Annotated in this window: 17 protein-coding genes; 15 read left to right on the top strand and 2 right to left on the bottom strand. The window is 30.7% G+C overall.

Annotated features, from left to right (window positions below):
- Positions 1–62: 62 nt before the first annotated feature.
- The 7 genes from KO500_RS13885 to KO500_RS13855 all read left to right on the top strand — a co-directional run bounded on the left by KO500_RS13885 (position 63) and on the right by KO500_RS13855 (position 8,562).
- Positions 63–596, top strand: a complete 534-nt coding sequence (locus KO500_RS13885; RefSeq protein WP_215957164.1) for an NADPH-dependent FMN reductase — start codon at positions 63–65, stop codon at positions 594–596.
- 7 nt (positions 597–603) lie between these two features.
- Entirely contained in the window at positions 604–1,905 is a 1,302-nt protein-coding gene (locus tag KO500_RS13880; RefSeq protein ID WP_215957163.1) for an anthranilate synthase component I family protein, read from the top strand.
- 59 nt (positions 1,906–1,964) lie between these two features.
- Positions 1,965–3,275: a tRNA lysidine(34) synthetase TilS gene (gene tilS / locus KO500_RS13875; protein WP_215957162.1), complete on the top strand. Its 1,311-nt coding sequence runs from the start codon at positions 1,965–1,967 to the stop codon at positions 3,273–3,275.
- Entirely contained in the window at positions 3,268–5,235 is a 1,968-nt protein-coding gene (locus KO500_RS13870) for a protein-disulfide reductase DsbD family protein (protein WP_215957161.1), read from the top strand. Before tilS ends, KO500_RS13870 begins: the two co-directional genes overlap by 8 nt.
- 76 nt (positions 5,236–5,311) lie before the next feature.
- Complete coding sequence (locus KO500_RS13865; protein WP_252732510.1) at positions 5,312–6,844, top strand: phospholipase D family protein; 1,533 nt, start codon at positions 5,312–5,314, stop codon at positions 6,842–6,844.
- Positions 6,845–6,972: 128 nt separating this feature from the next.
- Complete coding sequence (locus KO500_RS13860) at positions 6,973–7,974, top strand: alpha/beta fold hydrolase (protein ID WP_215957159.1); 1,002 nt, start codon at positions 6,973–6,975, stop codon at positions 7,972–7,974.
- A gap of 45 nt (positions 7,975–8,019) precedes the next feature.
- Entirely contained in the window at positions 8,020–8,562 is a 543-nt protein-coding gene (locus KO500_RS13855) for an RBBP9/YdeN family alpha/beta hydrolase (RefSeq protein WP_215957158.1), read from the top strand.
- Between the two features lie 12 nt (positions 8,563–8,574).
- On the opposite strand, the gene KO500_RS13850 is transcribed toward KO500_RS13855, so the two are convergent.
- Positions 8,575–8,955, bottom strand: a complete 381-nt coding sequence (locus KO500_RS13850; RefSeq protein WP_215957157.1) for a Fur family transcriptional regulator — start codon at positions 8,953–8,955, stop codon at positions 8,575–8,577.
- Positions 8,956–9,032: 77 nt separating this feature from the next.
- Between KO500_RS13850 and KO500_RS13845 the strand changes: the two genes are divergently transcribed.
- From KO500_RS13845 to KO500_RS13810, 8 genes are all read left to right on the top strand, one after another.
- Complete coding sequence (locus KO500_RS13845) at positions 9,033–9,437, top strand: MerC domain-containing protein (protein ID WP_215957156.1); 405 nt, start codon at positions 9,033–9,035, stop codon at positions 9,435–9,437.
- Positions 9,430–10,098 (top strand): GTP cyclohydrolase I FolE, encoded by a 669-nt coding sequence (gene folE, locus KO500_RS13840; protein ID WP_215957155.1) that lies wholly within the window; start codon positions 9,430–9,432, stop codon positions 10,096–10,098. The genes KO500_RS13845 and folE overlap by 8 nt, the downstream gene beginning before the upstream one ends.
- Positions 10,099–10,344: 246 nt before the next feature.
- On the top strand, positions 10,345–11,595 hold the full coding sequence (locus KO500_RS13835; RefSeq protein ID WP_215957154.1) for an NRAMP family divalent metal transporter: 1,251 nt from the start codon (positions 10,345–10,347) through the stop codon (positions 11,593–11,595).
- Positions 11,596–11,680: 85 nt separating this feature from the next.
- Positions 11,681–12,775 (top strand): type I phosphomannose isomerase catalytic subunit, encoded by a 1,095-nt coding sequence (locus tag KO500_RS13830; RefSeq protein WP_215957153.1) that lies wholly within the window; start codon positions 11,681–11,683, stop codon positions 12,773–12,775.
- A 171-nt stretch (positions 12,776–12,946) separates the two neighbouring features.
- Complete coding sequence (locus KO500_RS13825; RefSeq protein WP_215957152.1) at positions 12,947–13,579, top strand: TerB family tellurite resistance protein; 633 nt, start codon at positions 12,947–12,949, stop codon at positions 13,577–13,579.
- Positions 13,580–13,652: 73 nt separating this feature from the next.
- Positions 13,653–16,040 carry a penicillin acylase family protein gene (locus KO500_RS13820; RefSeq protein WP_215957151.1) on the top strand — a complete coding sequence of 796 codons (2,388 nt, stop codon included), beginning with the start codon at positions 13,653–13,655 and terminating at the stop codon, positions 16,038–16,040.
- A 61-nt stretch (positions 16,041–16,101) separates the two neighbouring features.
- Positions 16,102–17,637 carry a YifB family Mg chelatase-like AAA ATPase gene (locus tag KO500_RS13815; RefSeq protein ID WP_215957150.1) on the top strand — a complete coding sequence of 512 codons (1,536 nt, stop codon included), beginning with the start codon at positions 16,102–16,104 and terminating at the stop codon, positions 17,635–17,637.
- Positions 17,638–17,655: 18 nt separating this feature from the next.
- Positions 17,656–18,378, top strand: coding sequence for a DUF6503 family protein (locus KO500_RS13810; protein ID WP_215957149.1), 723 nt, complete (start codon positions 17,656–17,658; stop codon positions 18,376–18,378).
- 75 nt (positions 18,379–18,453) lie between these two features.
- Here the strand turns inward: KO500_RS13810 and KO500_RS13805 are convergent, their stop codons facing one another.
- Positions 18,454–18,900 (bottom strand): hypothetical protein, encoded by a 447-nt coding sequence (locus KO500_RS13805; RefSeq protein WP_215957148.1) that lies wholly within the window; start codon positions 18,898–18,900, stop codon positions 18,454–18,456.
- Between the last annotated feature and the right edge of the window lie 108 nt (positions 18,901–19,008).

Below are 19,008 nucleotides of genomic sequence, written 5' to 3'. Positions count from 1 at the left end.
TTATATACATATTAATGCTTTTTGCGGTATTTTCGTTGTAATAATCATTAATTAAAAAAACTATGGCATCAATCTTAGCATTTGCAGGAAGTAACTCTTCTGTATCAATCAATTTAAAATTAGTAAAGTATACCGCTTCATTAATTAAAGAACATGAAACACAAGTTTTAAACTTAGCTGATTACCCATTCCCGATGTATAGTTATGATGAAGAAAAGAATAATGGATATATAAATTCGTTAGTTGAATTCAAAAGTTATATTGCTGGTTCTCAAGGCTTAATTTTATCTGTTAACGAACATAATGGTGAGCCATCTGCATATTTTAAAAATTTAGTAGACTGGCTTTCAAGATTAGACCGTGATTTTTTAATAGATACTAAAGTGTTATTAATGGCAACTTCTGGTGGAGGTAGAGGAGCTATTAGTGCTTTAGAAACTGCCGGTAAATTGGTTTCTCGTTTTGGTGGCGAAGTGGTTACTATTTTCTCATTACCATTATTTGGTGAAAATTTTGATTCTGAAATTGGAATTTCAAATGCTGAATTAAAAGAAAAACACCAAGAGGCATTAGACTTATTCTTATCTAAATTATAAGTCGAAATTGCGAAAAAAGGTTTCTTATAAAATTGTAGATATAACAACCATAAAAGCATCCATATTACAATGGGCGCAACAGTATTATGAAGTTGTTTGGTTAGATAATAATTCACATAAAAACAAATATAGTTCTTTTGATGGTTTGTTGGCAACAGATGCTTTAACATCATTAAAAACGGATTATATAAATGCTTTTGAAGATTTAAAAACCTATCAGAAAGAAACTAATGATTGGCTTTTTGGATATTTATCTTACGATTTAAAAAATGACATAGAGCAACTGTCATCATCAAACTATGATGGCGTTGCTTTTCCTGATTTATATTTTTTTCAACCCAAAAAAATTATTAAAATTATAGCTAATGAGCTAGAGTTTGATTATTTAAACATGGTTGATGATGAGATTGAAGAAGATTATCAAGCTATTTTAGCTGGCGATCATAATTTTTCAACACCAACACCAACAGCACAAGATGATATTCATATTAAAATGAGAATTTTTAAAGATGAATATTATAGGCAAGTAACAAAAATGCTTGCAAAAATTAAGCATGGTGCTATCTATGAAGCTAATTTTTGTCAAGAATTTTATGCTGAAAATTTTGTAATTAATCCTGAAAAAACTTTTCAAAAACTTAATAAAATATCTACAGCACCATTCACAAGTTTTTTAAAACTGAATGATAAATATTTACTTTCTGCATCGCCAGAAAGGTATTTACGAAAAGAAGCTTCTAAATTAATATCACAGCCTATTAAAGGTACCGCAAAGCGTTCATCAAATTTAATTGAAGATGAGCAACTTAAAACTAATTTAGAAAACGACGATAAAGAACGTGCTGAAAATATTATGATTGTTGATTTAGTGCGGAATGATTTATCAAAAAAAGCACTAAAAAGTAGTGTAGTTGTAGAGGAGCTTTGCAAAGTGTACACTTTTGATCAAGTTCATCAAATGATTTCTACCATTACAGCGCATGTTGCTTCTAATGAAAACCCGATTGATATTATAAAATCTACTTTCCCGATGGGAAGTATGACAGGAGCTCCAAAAGTATCTGCAATGAAAATTATTGAGGAACTAGAAGCATTTAAAAGAGGTTTGTATAGCGGAGCTGTGGGTTACATTACACCTGATGGTGATTTTGATTTTAACGTTGTAATTAGGAGTATTTTATACAATGATTCAAAACCATACATATCATTCTCAGTAGGTAGTGCAATTACTTCACAAGCAACACCAGAACGGGAATATCAAGAATGTTTATTAAAAGCCAAAGCCATGCGCCAAGTACTCGAAAACTAAAAATATAACAGACTGTTAACAGTTGTGTTTTTCTTGGTTTTCTTGTGTATTTTTACCAAATGTTACAAGAGTTTCAAAATCATATTTCTAATAAGTTTCAAAACCTTAAAGAACACTCTTTTCTTTTAGCTTGTAGTGGTGGTATTGATAGTGTTGTTTTAGCGCATCTTTGTAATTCATTAAACCTGAACTTTACTTTTGCGCATTGTAACTTTAATCTACGTGGAGATGAGAGTAACCTTGATGAACAATTTGTTCGAGATTTAGCGACTACTTTAGAAAGAAATATTTACGTAACTAGTTTTGATACTAAGGCATACATGAAGAAACATAAAACTTCATTGCAAATTGCCGCACGTGAGTTACGTTACGATTGGTTTTCTAAATTAATGGTTGAAGAGAATATTCCAGCTTTAGTAACAGCGCATCATGCTGATGATAGTTTAGAAACTTTTATAATAAATCTGTCTCGTGGTACTGGTATTGAGGGTTTAACGGGTATTCCTGAAAAAACAAAAACTATTTCAAGACCTTTATTGGCTTTCTCAAGGACTCAAATTAATAGTTATGCAAAAACACATAATTTAGATTGGAGAGAAGATAAGAGCAATGCTGAAACTAAATATTTGCGCAATAATATTCGTCATACTATTGTACCTAATTTAAAAGAACTACACCCTACATTTTTAGCAAATTTTTTACAGACTCAGAACTATTTAAATGATAGTTTTGAAATTGTAACTAATGAAATTGAAAGATTAAAAACTAATTTGTTTATAAAAAAAGAAAATGTAATTGCTATAGAAATTAATAAATTACATGCTTTAACGCCTATAGAAACATATCTGTTCCATCTATTTCAACCTTATGGTTTTACGGATGCTTCAGCAATTATTGTATTGACGCAAGCCATGAGTGGTAAAGAATTACACTCAAATACCCACCGTTTATTAAAAGATAGAGAACACCTTTTACTCCAAGAACTAACGACAAATACTTCTGATGTTTATTTTATTAAAGAAGATATATTAGAATTGGAGCACCCTATATCTTTAAAATTAGAAGTAGTTTCTGAAATTTCAGATACTTCAGCAGCAATAATTTACGTTGATAAAGAGGCTTTAAACTTTCCGTTGACTGTAAGAAAATGGAAAACTGGCGACTATTTTCATCCGTTTGGTATGAAGGGTGTAAAAAAAATAAGTAAGTTTTATAAAGACGAAAAATATAGTTTATTTGATAAAGAACGTCAGTGGTTACTTTGTTCAAGTGATCAAATAGTTTGGGTTATTTGTAAAAGAGCAGATAACCGTTTTAAAGTATCAAAAAACACAAAACAAATATTAAAGATTTCAGTACAACATGATTAAAAATATAATAGCAATTCTCGTTTTCTTTATTGGTTTTCTAGGCTTTTCTCAAACAGAAGAAGAACCAGTTTTATGGACTCAAGAATTAAATAAAATTTCTGATACTGAATTTGAATTAATATTAAAAGCTGATATTTTAAAAGATTGGCACGTATATTCTCAACACACAGCACCAGGAGGTTCATTACCAAGCGAATTTACATTTGAAAAAGCAGGTGAAGATTATGAGCTTGTAGGGCCAACATTAGAGAGTGAAACAATCACAGCTTTTAATGATATTTTTGAAGTTGACGAAACCTATTTCAAAGAAAAGCTAACGTTTACTCAAAAAATAAAAGTACTGAACACTAACGTAAAACTGCTTAAGGTGTTATTGTATTACCAAGTATGTAAAGATGTTTGTATACCTGGCGAGCAAGAGTTTATTTTCAATTTAGGTTCTGAGCCATTACAATTGGAAGAGAAAAGTATTGATGAACGTAGCGCTATATTAAGCGAAGATTTAATTTTAGACTTAAAAAACAAAGGATTGTTAGCTACTAACGAAAGTGTTTCATTAGATGCTGATTCTAGTTTATTAATGATATTTGGCTTAGGCTTTTTAGGCGGGTTGATAGCTTTATTAACTCCATGTGTTTTTCCAATGATTCCTTTAACAGTTTCGTTTTTTACCAAACAATCAAGATCAAAAACCAAAGGTATTACCAATGCTGTTCTGTATGGTTTTTTCATTATTTTAATTTACTTTTTATTGAGTTTGCCGTTTCATTTATTTGATTCAGTTGATTCTCAAATACTAAATACAATTGCAACTAACATTTGGTTAAATGTCGTTTTCTTTATCATATTTGTGTTCTTTGCCTTTTCATTCTTTGGTTATTACGAATTAACGTTACCAAGTTCATGGGCAAACAAAATGGATAGCGCATCATCACAAGCAGGTGGTGTAATCGGCATCTTTTTTATGGCAGTAACGTTAGCCATTGTATCGTTCTCATGTACAGGACCAATTTTAGGTGGTTTATTAGGAAGTACAGCATTAGCAGAAGGCGATGTTGCTACTAATTTATCTACAGGAATGCTAGGTTTTGGTACAGCTTTAGCGTTACCATTTGCACTTTTTGCATTGTTCCCTGCATGGTTAAATTCATTACCTAAATCTGGAGGATGGATGACTACAGTAAAAGTTGTTTTAGGATTTTTAGAACTTGCACTAGCACTTAAATTCTTATCTAATGCTGATTTAGTAGGACATTGGGGAATTTTAAAAAGAGAAGTGTTTATAGCATTGTGGATTGTAATTTTTATACTCTTATCACTTTATTTATTAGGTGTCTTCCGTTTTCCACATGACGGACCAAAACAAAAATTAGCGACAATTAGAAAAATTATTGGAGTAATTAGTATTGCATTTGTATTGTATTTGGTATTGGGCTTAGTAAAAGTAATTCCGTTAAAATTATTGAGTGGTTTTCCGCCACCAGAGTTTTATAGTTTAGTTGAACATGAAAATGACTGTCCGCTTGGTGTTACCTGTTTTAAAGATTTTGAAGAAGGTGTTACTTATGCTAAAAAAGTAAATAAACCAATCTTGTTAGATTTTACGGGTTGGGCATGTGTAAACTGTCGCAAAATGGAAGAAAATGTTTGGAGTGACCCAAGTATTTTTCCAATAATTAATGATGAATATATTTTAATATCATTGTATGTTGATGACCGTAAAGAATTGCCAGAAAATGAGCAGTTTGAATTTAAATACGAAACAGGTCGTGTAAAAACTATTAAGACCATAGGGCAGAAGTGGGGTACTTTTCAAACATTAAACTTTAATGCCGCTTCACAGCCCTTTTACGTAGTGTTATCCCCTGATTTAGAAGTTCTAAATGCTTCAATTCAATATACTGATGTGGAAACCTATAAGGCTTGGTTAGAAAAAGGTCTGGTAAATTTTAGGGAGTAAATAGATATTGTTTGGTTTCATACAACTTACCAATCATAAATACGTTAGCACATAACGTATGTTAAAATTTTATACATTGATTTTAAAATTCAACCCTGTTTTTATTACAATTTTACTATTGTTTACTTCTTGTCATGAAACTAAAAAACAGACTGTAGTTACTGATTTTTGTTCTGAAATTCACCGAGATGAAAGCACTTCACTTTCAAAAGAACTTGAAGGGTTAGAAGATCTTATGGAATCTAAAACAGGAGTTTATGTTTTAGAGGACGGCAGTGGCTCAATGATTGCAAGAGCTTGGCTAACAGAATATGCTGAGAAAACAATTGATATACAGTATTTTATTTTTTCTACTGATAACGTAGGGCTTATAGCTTGCGATTATTTAATTAGAGCCGCTGATAGAGGTGTTAAAATAAGAATCATTGTTGATGATATAATGGTAGAAGCAGACAAACAAGATATCTTGACTTTCGCATCACACGAAAATATAACTGTAAAAATATATAACCCAGGCATGAACTTGGGTAAAAATATTTTTAATAAGCTTTACAAAATTTCTACCGACTTTAAAGGTGCCAACCAACGAATGCATAATAAAACATTTAATGTTGATGGTAAAATAGTAATTACTGGCGGTAGAAATATTGCAGACGAGTACTTTGATTATGATCACAAATATAATTTTAGAGATCGTGATATTTTAATTTTAGGGAAAGAATCTAAAAAAGTAAGTACTTCATTTAATGAATTTTGGAATAATCCAATTAGTGTAAATGTTGAAAAAGTAGTTAAACAAAATCCGGATACGGAATACTCTGAAAATAGTTTTGATAAGCTTCATGAATATGCTTGTAACCCAAATAATTTTTGGCCACAAATAAGGACCCGAATTGCATTGTTACCAAGTACTTTTAATACCATTAAAGAATCTGGTGATTTGGTTTGGTTAGATGATGTTAACTTTATATCTGATATACCAGGTAAGAACAATAAAGAAAAAGAATTTTATGCTGGTGGAGTTACCACAAGTGCATTAATTGATTTGGTCAAAAATGCTAAATCATCAATAAACATTCAAACACCCTATTTAATTACGACCGATTTAGGGAAAAACTTATTTAAAGAAGCTATAGACCGTGGAGTTGAAATTAGAATACTAACCAACAGTCTGGCTTCAACCGACAATTTAGAAGCTTTTAGCAGTTATCAATCTGATAGAGAAGAGTTATTAAATATAGGTGTTAAAATATATGAATTTAGACCTGATGCTGCTGAACGTGAGCGAATAATGACAGGGGAGTTGCAAGCAACTTTAAAAGACAAACCAATTTTCGGACTTCATGCAAAATCTATGGTTGTAGATAACCAAACAACTGTAATAGGTACTTTTAATCTTGACCCTAGAAGTGCAAACTTAAACACAGAGTGTATTGTTATAGTAAATTCTAAAAAAATAGCAGCTGGTGTTTTAAATGGCATGGAAGAAGAATATAAACCTGAAAACTCTTGGGAAACTACATTAGATTTTAATCCGGATACTGAAGTGACCAAATTAAAGCGTATAAAAACGTGGACTAGAAAAATTATTCCTAAAAAGATATTATAGAAATTAGTTTGCTATAGTATAAAAGTTAATGAAATGTTATTTTCAAAAATTAAACAAGCATAAGTAATTTGTTGGTTTAAAAGATGATTAATTTTAATTAGTATTTGAATTAATCATAAGTATATATCATGAGAATAAACATACGCATATTGGTAGTTTTACTAATAACCCTTCAATTTTCTTTTGCACAATCTGATAATCTTCAATGGTTAGATACTGAATTGTCAAACTATGAATACCCTTACCCTGTTTCAATAATAGAATTAAACATTCAGAATCAAGATTTAAAAATGGCTTATATGGATGTTAAGCCAGATAATTACAATGGAAAAAACATAGTACTTTTTCATGGTAAAAACTTTAATGGGGCATATTGGAAAACTACTATTGACGCATTAACCAAAGAAGGTTATAGAGTTATCGTTCCAGATCAAATTGGTTTTGGTAAATCTTCAAAGCCATCACATTTTCATTATACATTTCAACAATTAGCGTATAATACCAGGACACTTCTTGATACTTTAAAGATTAGTAATACAATGATTTTAGGTCACTCTATGGGCGGAATGGTTGCCACACGTTTTACTTTAATGTATCCGGATATTACTGAAAAACTTATCTTAGAAAACCCAATAGGTTTAGAAGATTGGAAATTAAAAGTTCCGTATCAACCCGTAGAATGGTGGTATAAAAATGAACTTAAAAAGAGCTATGAGGGTATTAAAAAATATCAGCAGGTAAATTACTATGATAATAAATGGAAACCAGAATATGATCAATGGGTGAATTTATTAGCAGGTTGGACTTTAAATTCTGATTACGAAAGACTTGCTTGGAATGCTGCGCTTACTTATGATATGATTTTTACACAGCCCGTAGTGTATGAGTTCAAAAATATTTCTGTTCCAACATTATTAATAATAGGTACAAGAGATAGAACTGCTTTAGGAAAACCCTTAGTTTCTGATGAAGTTAGAAAAACAATGGGATTATATAGTGAGTTAGGAAAAATTACTAAAGAAAGAATTCCAAACGCGAAATTGGTAGAAATTAAAAATATAGGTCATTTACCACATATTGAAAAGTTTGAAAGCTTTATAAAGCCTTTGAAAAAATTCATGAAAAAGTAATTGCATAAATATTCATATTTTAGTCATAAGTTTATTTTAAATCTTATGACTGAATCGAATACACATTTATTAATTATCCCTGGTCTTGGTGGCTCTGATGAAAATCATTGGCAATCGTATTGGTTAAAAAAATACAAAAATTCAACGAGAGTGGTACAAGATGATTGGAACGCACCAAAACTAGCATCTTGGTTAGAAAACTTAAATAATACTATTCAAAAAATTGAAGAACCGATTATTTTAGTAGCACATAGTTTAGCCGTTTCATTAGTTGCACATTGGGATGCTTTACATGGCAATCCAAATATAAAAGGGATATTATTAGTCGCGCCAGCTGATATTGATTCTCCAGCGCATACACCAGATATAATTAGGAATTTTGCTCCGATGCCTTTAAGTAAATTATCATCGCCATCAATTGTGATAGCTAGTGAAAATGATCCTTTTGGAAGTTTAGAACGAGCTGAATATTTTGCACAGCAATGGAATAGTGAGTTTGTAAATATTGGAGCTAAAGGGCATATAAATTCAGAATCTGATTTAAAATTTTGGGAAGAAGGCCAAAATATATTAAATCGATTACTCTAAATTAAATAGCTATTAATTTAAACAGGTTTCACATTTACCTTTTATCAATATTTCAGTCGAATTAATTTCACGATTTGGAATTTTAGGCACAACTATATCTACATTCAAACAATCTACTTTACCACAAACAACGCATTGGAAGTGGGGATGAATATCTTTATGATTATCATGGCTACAACCCTCACATTTAGCATACCATTTTATACCATTATCGCCTAAAAAAGAATGCAATACTCCATCATCTTCAAGTTTATCTAACACCCGATAAATAGTAGATTTATTAAGGTTAGAATTTAATCGTTTATTCAATGTTGTTACCGAAATAGCACCCGAATTTGTATTAAACTCGTCTAGTAATAATGCTACCGATTGTGTTTTTCTTATAATACCCATAAAACAAATTTAATACAACTTAGTTGTATTAACAAACAATGTTTATATTTGCAACTTAGTTGCATTAATAATAAAAAATGAATTTAACAATAAAAAAACCTGATACTTGGGGAGCATTAGCAAGTACATTGTGTTTAATACACTGTGTAGCTACCCCATTTTTGTTCATAGCACAATCCACAGCCACATTGGCAATCGCTAATAAACCAATTTGGTGGGGATGGATAGATATTATTTTTATAGTTATCTCCTTTTTGGCAGTGTATAAATCATCGCAAACAACAAGTAGTCACTTTATAAAAAAAGCACTGTGGATAAGTTGGATAATACTTTTTACAACCATGGTGAATGAAAAATTAGAATTGTTTCCTATTCCTGAAATAGTGATGTATTCTGTTGCTGTAATTCTAGCAGTATTACATATTTATAACCTAAACTACTGCCAATGTAAAACAAATAAATGTTGTGTAAATAATGAATAAAGAAGAAGTTGAAAGCATAGGGGATAACCATATTGGTTCAAATATAGATACTCCTTTATTACCTAACGCATTTGATAAGTCAGATGACGAAAAAATAAAAAATATACAGCATCATTTTGGCAAAATTATGACTGAGTTAGGCTTAGACCTAGCAGATGATAGTTTATCAGGCACACCATATAGATTTGCTAAAATGTACGTAAAAGAGCTTTTTTATGGTTTAAATCCTAAAAATAAACCAAAGCTATCTACTTTTGAAAATAAGTATGGTTATCAAAAAATGCTCGTAGAACAAAACATTACTATTGATTCTGCTTGTGAGCATCATTTTTTGCCTATTACTGGTTATGCCCATATAGCATATATTCCAGAAGAAAGGGTAATCGGTTTATCAAAAATTAACCGCCTAGTTGATTATTATTCTCATCGTCCGCAGGTTCAAGAAAGATTATCATTACAAATTTTCAATGATCTAAAATCTGTACTAGGCACTGATAACATTATCGTTTTAATTAGTGCTAAACACCTTTGTGTTTCTTCAAGAGGAATAAAAGATAAAAATAGTTTTACTTCAACCTTAGAGTATGGTGGTCTGTTTGAAGATAAATCAAACCGAGATGAGTTTTTCAAAATTCTTGATCAGAAAGAACAAAATTTATAATGCAACTGTTTCAAAAAGGCTCAAGATTTATAGGTGTAATTTTTGCTATAGAATTTTATAATAAACAATTGCACCTATTAAATTAAATTTTAAAACCCATTTAATAATGTTATGCAAACTTTTTTTAAAACAAGTAAACCTTCCATTTAAATTTTAACATTTTATATAGAAAGTAAATAGGCTTGTAATTATAAATTTATACTTAAATTGACAATTCAACAAATATCAATTTAAAATATTTTTATTATGACAACAAACACCCTTACCTTTTCAGAAAAAATAAAAAAAAAGCTTAAAGATTTCGGTCCGGCTTTTTTTATTATTGGTTATGTAGTTGGTACGGGGAGTGTAACCTCAATGGTGGTTTCGGGCGCTAAATACGGGTTAAGCTTATCTTGGGCATTGTTATTATCATGCTTTTTTACGTACTTTTTATTAATTTCTATTAGTAAATTGACAATTCTATCAGGACAAACCCTAATGTATAATTTTAAAAAAACATTTGGGAAACCTATTACCATATTCATTATTACAGCCTTATTAGTATCAATAGTTTCCTCATGTATTGGTGTAATGGGCGTTGTTGCGGAAGTTACTATGAAATGGATTTCAGTAAATACTTCCATTTCATTTTTAAACGGACCAGTGGTTTCTTTTTTTTTTATTGCACTTTTAATAGGTCTTTTTTGGACAGGTAAGCATGAGAATTTTATAAAAGCAATGAGTATAATGGTAGGTTTTATGGCATTAGCTTTCATATTCACAAGTATAATGGTTCTTAAAGAATCTGGTAAAGCAATGGTTGATTTTTTTCCTGAACTTCCTACTGGTGATAATACCGGGCTTGTAATTGCAGGTATTGTTGGTACTACAATGGCAGGTGTTTGTTTAGCTTCACGAAGCATTTTGGTACAAGAACAAGACTGGGGTATAACTGATTTGAAAAAAGAAAATAAAGATGCAATGTCTTCAATGATAATGACCTTCTTTATTAGTTTAGCAATTATGATAAGTGCTACTGGTACCCTTTATTTTAGTCAGACTCCAGTTGATGATGCTACTGATATGATGCAAGCACTAGGGCCTTGGGCAGGGGATTTTGCTCTAACTTTATTCACTCTTGGTATTATTGGTGCTGGTTTATCTTCAATTTTTCCGAACCTATTATTATTCCCATGGTTAATTGCAGATTATACAGGAACTAAGCGTAATATGAAAAGACCATTATTTAAGGGTATTGTTATTTTAGTAGCTTTATCTGGCTTAATAGTACCAGTTTTAGGCGGTAAACCAGTCTGGATTTTAATTGCATCACAAGCACTTAGTCCTTTTGTAATGCCTCTTATAACTTTATTTTTAATCATACTTTTAAATAAATCAGATTTTATGAAAAATCATAAAATTAGTATCTGGATGAACATTGCTCTAGGTGCTACTTTTATTTTTAACTGTTATATGCTCTACGTTGCAATTGTAGGTTTCATAAATTTCATATAATTCTATTAAAAGATTGGTCTTTAAATTTTTATAGGCAAAATTTACAACTTAACTTTACTTTTTACATTCAATTTATATTAAAAACATGAGTGAACACTTACAGAAATACGCACATATACCTTTAAAACAACTTAATAATAGAGTTTGGAGAACTTATGAAGGTGGTGCTTTAATTGATAGATGGAAAAAAACAACTACTGAAACAGATGGAAGTTTTCCTGAAGAATGGATTATGTCTGCTGTTACTGCACGAGGAAATAATAGGCCTGATGATGAAGGTTTATCACTTATAGCAACTGAAGAAGGAGAGATTCCTTTGAAGGATTTGATAAATTCGAATTTAGAATTGTATTTAGGAAAAGAGCTAGCTGATAAATTTGGAACTACAGGTGTTTTAATTAAAATGTTAGATTCTAAAGAAAGACTAACTGTTCAAGTACATCCTGATAAAGAATATGCGAAAACTGTTTTTAATTCAGAATTTGGTAAAACAGAATCTTGGTATGTTTTAAACACTAGAGAAATAGACGGCGAAAAAAGTGTCGTTTATATGGGATTTAAAAAACACGTTACTAGAGATGAGTGGAAAAAACATTTTGAAGATCAGAATATTGAAGGTATGCTTAATTGCCTTCATAAAATTGAAGTAAAAGCTGGTGATGCTTTTATGATTTATGGTGGTGTACCGCACGCTATTGGTTCTGGTTGTTTTTTAATGGAAGTTCAAGAGCCAACTGATTATACCATGCGTGTTGAAAAAACAACTCCTAATGGTTTAAAAATAGGACCAGAATTAATTCATCAAGGGGTTGGAGAAGAAAAAATGTTAGAGTGTTTCCATTATGACAATTATACTTTAGAAGAAGCATTAACGGAATGGAAAATAATACCTGAAGTTTTAGAAAGTTCAGATGAGTTTACTTTTAGAACATTATTTAATAAAAAGCATACCAATTGCTTTGGTTTAAATGAGTTATTACTAAATGGAAAACACACCGTTAAAAGTGGCGCTTCATTTTATGTAGCAGTTATATATTCAGGTGATGGTGTTTTAATCTGTGAAGGAAAAGAATATGAATACACTCAAGGTGATGAAATATTTATATCTGCCGCAATTTCAGAAATTACCTATGTTTCAAAAACCGAATCTAAAATTTTACTTTGTTATCCTCCTAATTAAAATTAAACATTCAATACTATTAAACCTCTTTAGCTACACAGTTAAAGAGGTTTTTGTTTTTAATACAACTATTTTAAAATAAGAACGTTGTAATTATTAATGATAGCAAATTATACAACCAATAACAAGTAAAAACTATCAAAATAATGAGTTAACCAAATCCTAAACATTATGATTATATTCGGAACAACTGGTATTAAATCTACAATTAAGTCAGGCGATTTTCATTGTCCACAATGCGAACAAAGTAAACCATATCGACACCGAAAAGTAACTAAATTTTTCACTTTATATTTTATTCCATTAATTCCGCTAGGTAGTGCAGGTGAATATGTAGAGTGCGGCAATTGTAAAGGAACCTATATATTAAGAGTTTTAAATAACAATGCCAATTCAAATAACGAGCAGTTTATGGCAACGTATGAGAAAGCCATTAGACATTCTATGGTATTGATAATGTTAGCCGATGGTGTTATTGACAATAATGAGAAAAAACAAGTGTTAAAGATTATCAATAAGTTCGGTAAAAACGATTTAACGATGTCTCATTTAGAAAACTATATTGAGCAGGTAAAAAAAGAAAAAGAAGATGTTACTACGTATTTGAAAAAAGTAGGTCCGTCATTAAATGACCATGGCAAAGAGGTTATCATAAAATGTGCTATTTCAGTTGCTGCTGCAGATGGAAACATTGATGAATCTGAATTACTTATGATTAATAAAATGGCTAAGGCAATGCAAATGTCTTCGGCACATGTCAAAGGCATTTTCACAGAGATGTTTGGTGAGTCGAAAAATAATTAAACTTATATTAAACATTATAATAGCATTTTAATTAGTGTTCAAATAGTTTTATCTTTCGTGAAAAGATAATAGCTTGAAAACATTAAAAAAAATAGGAATTTATACTATAGTCTTAATTGCTGTAATTGCATTAGGACTATATTTTTTTGTGCAAACTTTAAAGCCTAATTATTCAGGTGATTTAGAAATAAAACATTTAAACAATAAGGTTCAAATATATTATGACACCTATGGTATTCCTCATATTTATGGGCAAACAGAAGAAGATGCTTTTAGATCTTTAGGCTATGTACATGCTCAAGATAGACTTTGGCAAATGGAACTTCTTAGGAGAATTGGAACAGGTAGATTATCAGAAATTTTTGGTTCTGATATGCTTAAAACGGATAAGTTTTTACTTTCATTAGGCATTGATGAAGCCACAAAAAAAACAGTTGCCTCAATTGATAAAAGTTCGCAGACTTATAGGTTAACACAAGCATATTTAGATGGTGTTAATCAATTTTTAGAGAATGGTGCAACACCAATAGAATTCTATTTAACTGGTGTAGAGAAAAAGCCGTTTACATTTGAAGATGTTTATAATACCATTGGCTATATGGCATTTAGTTTCGCAATGGGTCATAAAACAGACCCTTTATTAACGGAAATTAAAAATAAATTAGGTGACGCATATTTGAAAGATTTAGAAGTGGGTACTGATAGTACATTAACAACTATTAAAAATTATCCTTTTGAACAGTCTGATATTAAATACGGAGTTTCTCAACTTGCTTTTTCAGCATTAGAAAAATTACCAGTTCCCTTATTTGAAGGCAGTAATAGCTGGGTAATTGCTCCAGAAAAAACACAGAATGGTCAAGTGATTTTTGCTAATGATCCACATATTGGTTTTTCACAACCTTCTGTTTGGTATGAAGCACATGTAAGCACACCAACTTATGAAAAATACGGTTACCATTTAGCAGGTGTTCCATTTCCACTCTTGGGCCATGATAGGAATAACGCTTATGGTTTAACCATGTTTGAAAATGATGATATTAATTTTTATGAAGAATATCAAAATCCAATTGATAGTACGCAATACAACTACAAAGGAGAATGGAAAAAATATGAAATTGTAACCAAAACCATTAAAGTTAAAGATGCTGAGGATGTAAAATTTTCATACAAAAAAACAATTCATGGCTCTGTATTAAATGGTATCGCAGATCAGGTTAAAAGTGAAAAACCTATCGCAATGTCATGGGTGTATACTTCAAATGAAAATAAAACTTTAGACGCTTTTAATGAAATTATACATGCAGATAATATAACAGATTTTAAAAATGCTTTAAAAGGTATTCATGCACCAGGACTTAATATAATGTACGGCGATGCTGATGGAAATGTTGGGTGGTTTGCGACCGCTAAAATATTTCAGATGCCAGACAGTGTGAATACCAAATTCATTTTAAATGGTAGTTCTGGTAAAAATGAAATTATTAAATATTTAGATTTTTCTCATAACCCCAATGCTGTAAACCCTTCAAATAACTATGTGTATTCTGCAAATAATCAACCAGAAGCTTTAAATGGTAAGATTTATCCAGGTTATTATCTACCAGAAAATAGAGCAAAAAGAATTACAGAAATACTTGATGCAAAAAATAATTGGAGTAGTGCTAATATTCAAAAAATGATTACTGATGTTACATCTGCTGTTGATGACGAAGTTTTGAGGAACTTAATTGCTGATTTAGATTTCACAAAGCTATCATCCAATGAAAAAGAGTTAATCAGTAAAATAAAAAATTGGAGTGGAGAAGCAACTCTTAATAGTATTGAAAGTACGGTCTATCAAAAATGGATTTACAACTTTTTAAAATATACGTTTAGAGATGAGTTAAGTAAAGAACAATTTACAGCTTTAATGGCTACACATTTTTTAAAAAGAACTATCGCTCCAATGGCTAAAAAGCAAGAATCTGTTTGGTGGGATGATATTAATACTTCAGAAATAGAAACTAAAACTGTTGTTGTAACCAACGCATTCAAACAGTCATATAAAGAATTGGTGGAAACTTTAGGAAATGATTATAAAACATGGACATGGAATAAGGTACACACTTTAGAACATGAACACCCAATTGGCAAAGTTGAAGCATTAAAATCTTTTTTTAACGTTGGTCCTTTCCCTGTACACGGAACAAGAGAGGTGATTAATAATTTATCTTTTTCGTATACTGAAGATGGGTATTATAACGTAACATCTGGACCGTCAACACGCCGAGTAATTGATTTTTCTGATGTTGAAAATAGTACGAGTATACTACCAACAGGACAATCAGGTAATCCGTTTAGTAAACATTATAAAGACCAAGCTGAAATGTATATTCAAGGAAAATTTAGAAAAATGTTATTGAACAAAGAAGAAATTATAAATACCAAAGAGTCTTTGTTAGTCCTTAATCCTAAATAATACTATTTAACAGTTTTTAACATTTAATTTTATTTACCTATTTTTAAGCAAAATAGAATAAATGCTTACAAAAGTTTATGGTAGCGCCGTTTTTGGTGTTGAAGCCACAACAATTACTATTGAAGTTAATGTCGATAAAGGTATCGGATATCATTTAGTGGGTTTGCCAGATAATGCTATTAAAGAAAGTAACTATAGAATAGCGGCCGCTTTACAAAATAATGGATATAAAATTCCAGGTAAAAAGCTAACTATTAATATGGCTCCGGCAGATTTACGTAAAGAAGGTTCTGCGTACGATTTAACACTTGCTCTAGGAATATTAACTGCTTCTGGACAAATAAAATCAGATAATATAGAAAAGTATATTATTATGGGCGAGTTATCATTGGATGGTAGCTTACAACCCTTAAAAGGAGCGTTGCCCATTGCAATTAAAGCAAAAGAAGAAGGCTACAAAGGTTTTATATTACCTAAGGAAAATGCAAGAGAGGCAGCAATTGTTAGCGGACTTGAGGTATATGGTATTGAAAACATCAAAGAAGTTATTGAATATTTTGATAATAATACTCCGCTAGAGCAAACAATAATTGATACTCGAGCTGAGTTTTATAAAACGCTAGATTTTCCTGAGTTTGATTTTGCTGATGTGAAAGGTCAAGAAAGTATTAAACGTTGTATGGAAATAGCTGCAGCTGGCGGACATAACATTATTTTGATTGGTCCTCCTGGTGCTGGTAAAACTATGCTTGCTAAACGCTTACCATCTATTTTACCCCCAATGACTTTGCATGAAGCATTAGAGACTACTAAAATACATAGCGTAGTTGGTAAAATTAAAAATATGGGTTTAATGAATCAACGACCATTTCGTTCGCCACATCACACAATATCTGACGTTGCACTTGTTGGCGGAGGTGCATATCCGCAACCTGGTGAAATTTCACTTTCGCATAATGGCGTTCTATTTTTAGATGAATTACCTGAATTTAAGCGTGGTGTTTTAGAAGTAATGCGTCAACCTCTAGAAGACAGAGAAGTAACAATTTCAAGAGCACGTTTTACAGTAACATATCCAAGTAGTTTTATGTTAGTCGCAAGTATGAACCCGAGTCCCGGAGGTTATTTTAATGATCCTGATGCTCCAGTAACATCTTCACCTGCAGAAATGCAACGCTATTTAAGTAAAATATCTGGTCCATTATTAGACCGTATTGATATTCATATTGAAGTTACACCTGTACCTTTTGAAAAATTATCAGAAGAACGAAAAGGAGAAAGTAGTGTTGATATTAGAAAACGCGTAACTGCAGCAAGAGAATTGCAGACCAAACGTTTTGCTACAATGGAAAATGTACACTACAATGCACAAATGAATACCAAACAAATTAGAACTTATTGTAAAATGGATGAAGCTTCAAAAGAGCTTTTAAAAAACGCAATGGAACGCTTAAATCTTTCTGCAAGAGCTTATGACAGAATTTTAAAAGTTGCAAGAACAATTGCTGATTTAGATAGTTCTGAAAATGTTCAAGGCATGCATATTGGTGAGGCCATACAATACCGTAGTTTAGATCGTGATGGTTGGTTAGGGTAATTTTCAAATAAATTAAATATGATAAAATATTTTTCCTTCTTTATTTTTATTTTAGGTTTACAAACTTCAAAAGCGCAAGTTCTTACAGCTTCTGAATTGTTAGATAAATCTATAGCATTTCATGATCCAAATAATCTTTGGCCTACTTTCAAAGGAAAACTAATTATTTCGATGGAATACCCTGATGGAAGAGAAAGACTAAGTGAAATTAAAATTGATTTACCGAATCAGTATTTTGAAATAGTGACAATATCAGATAGTATAAAAATTAAACAAACCATAGCTAAAGATGACTGCAATATTAAATTAAACGGTAGTAAAAACATTTCTGAAGAAGAAAAAAAAACACATCGGTTGAGTTGTGAACGTGCCGAACTAATGAAGAACTATTACCTATATTTATACGGTCTTCCAATGAAATTGAAAGATGAGGGTGTACAATTAAATTCTGAAATACAGACAAAAGTATTTAAAGGAAAAAAATATTTAGTATTAAAGGTGACGTATGAAGAAAATGTAGGTAATGATATTTGGTATTTTTATTTTGACCCAAATACCTATGCAATGGAAGTGTATCAGTTTTTTCATGATGAAACAATCAATGATGGAGAGTATATTCTTTTAAACGGAATTGAAACTTTTGGAAGTTTTAAAATACCAAAAATTAGAGCTTGGTATTACAATAAAGATGATAAACACTTGGGAACTGATTCATTAATAAAAATAGAATCATTTAAATAATATTTATAGAAACTAAAAACGGAATTATCAATTGATAATTCCGTTTTTATAAGTTTTCTGTTATTTGTCAAATATTTAAGTAATCACTTTAATGTTTACTTTAAGACCTTCAACAATGCCTTGTATGTTTTTTACGGTATCTTTTAAATAATACTTTACAACTACATGCGGAATTCGAATTGTAGTGAATCCACTTTTAAAAGAATGCATGGCCTCTTCCAAATCTAGAATAGCTTGTTCATGGGTAATGGTATTATAATTGGTGTCAATTTCTATATTTAGTTTAACTCGATTAATAGCTAAATCAACCGATTTTTTGCCATCCCACCATTCGAGCATAGCCGCAATACCAGCCTCTTTTAAGGCATAATATAGTTGTATAGCCTCTTTGGGCGTACTTTTTGTTAAAACCAACTGATCAATTCGTAACCTATGTCTATTACAGAGTTCTACACCGTAATTTTCCATAGATTTTGTATGTTCTGCATGAGTTAGTTTGTTGTTACATTCTAAACATTTCATTAATGTAGGTTAAATAAGTTTCGGGACTATTATAACCGTAGCATTTTAGAAATATTATATAATTATTTTGACTTTTAGACGAACTGCAAACTTTTAGATGAACTACAT

Source organism: Cellulophaga baltica (assembly GCF_018861125.1).
GTDB classification, from domain to species: domain Bacteria; phylum Bacteroidota; class Bacteroidia; order Flavobacteriales; family Flavobacteriaceae; genus Cellulophaga; species Cellulophaga baltica_A.
Note: the sequence above shows the minus strand (reverse complement) of the source record. Positions and strands in the feature narration are given on the sequence as shown.

Coding starts and splice junctions, on each gene's coding strand:
- KO500_RS13885 (WP_215957164.1), top strand. CDS start 63: ATGGCATCAATCTTAGCATTTGCAGGAAGTAACTCTTCTGTATCAATC.
- tilS (WP_215957162.1), top strand. CDS start 1,965: ATGTTACAAGAGTTTCAAAATCATATTTCTAATAAGTTTCAAAACCTT.
- KO500_RS13870 (WP_215957161.1), top strand. CDS start 3,268: ATGATTAAAAATATAATAGCAATTCTCGTTTTCTTTATTGGTTTTCTA.
- KO500_RS13860 (WP_215957159.1), top strand. CDS start 6,973: ATGAGAATAAACATACGCATATTGGTAGTTTTACTAATAACCCTTCAA.
- KO500_RS13855 (WP_215957158.1), top strand. CDS start 8,020: ATGACTGAATCGAATACACATTTATTAATTATCCCTGGTCTTGGTGGC.
- KO500_RS13850 (WP_215957157.1), bottom strand. CDS start 8,955: ATGGGTATTATAAGAAAAACACAATCGGTAGCATTATTACTAGACGAG.
- KO500_RS13845 (WP_215957156.1), top strand. CDS start 9,033: ATGAATTTAACAATAAAAAAACCTGATACTTGGGGAGCATTAGCAAGT.
- folE (WP_215957155.1), top strand. CDS start 9,430: ATGAATAAAGAAGAAGTTGAAAGCATAGGGGATAACCATATTGGTTCA.
- KO500_RS13835 (WP_215957154.1), top strand. CDS start 10,345: ATGACAACAAACACCCTTACCTTTTCAGAAAAAATAAAAAAAAAGCTT.
- KO500_RS13830 (WP_215957153.1), top strand. CDS start 11,681: ATGAGTGAACACTTACAGAAATACGCACATATACCTTTAAAACAACTT.
- KO500_RS13825 (WP_215957152.1), top strand. CDS start 12,947: ATGATTATATTCGGAACAACTGGTATTAAATCTACAATTAAGTCAGGC.
- KO500_RS13815 (WP_215957150.1), top strand. CDS start 16,102: ATGCTTACAAAAGTTTATGGTAGCGCCGTTTTTGGTGTTGAAGCCACA.
- KO500_RS13810 (WP_215957149.1), top strand. CDS start 17,656: ATGATAAAATATTTTTCCTTCTTTATTTTTATTTTAGGTTTACAAACT.
- KO500_RS13805 (WP_215957148.1), bottom strand. CDS start 18,900: ATGAAATGTTTAGAATGTAACAACAAACTAACTCATGCAGAACATACA.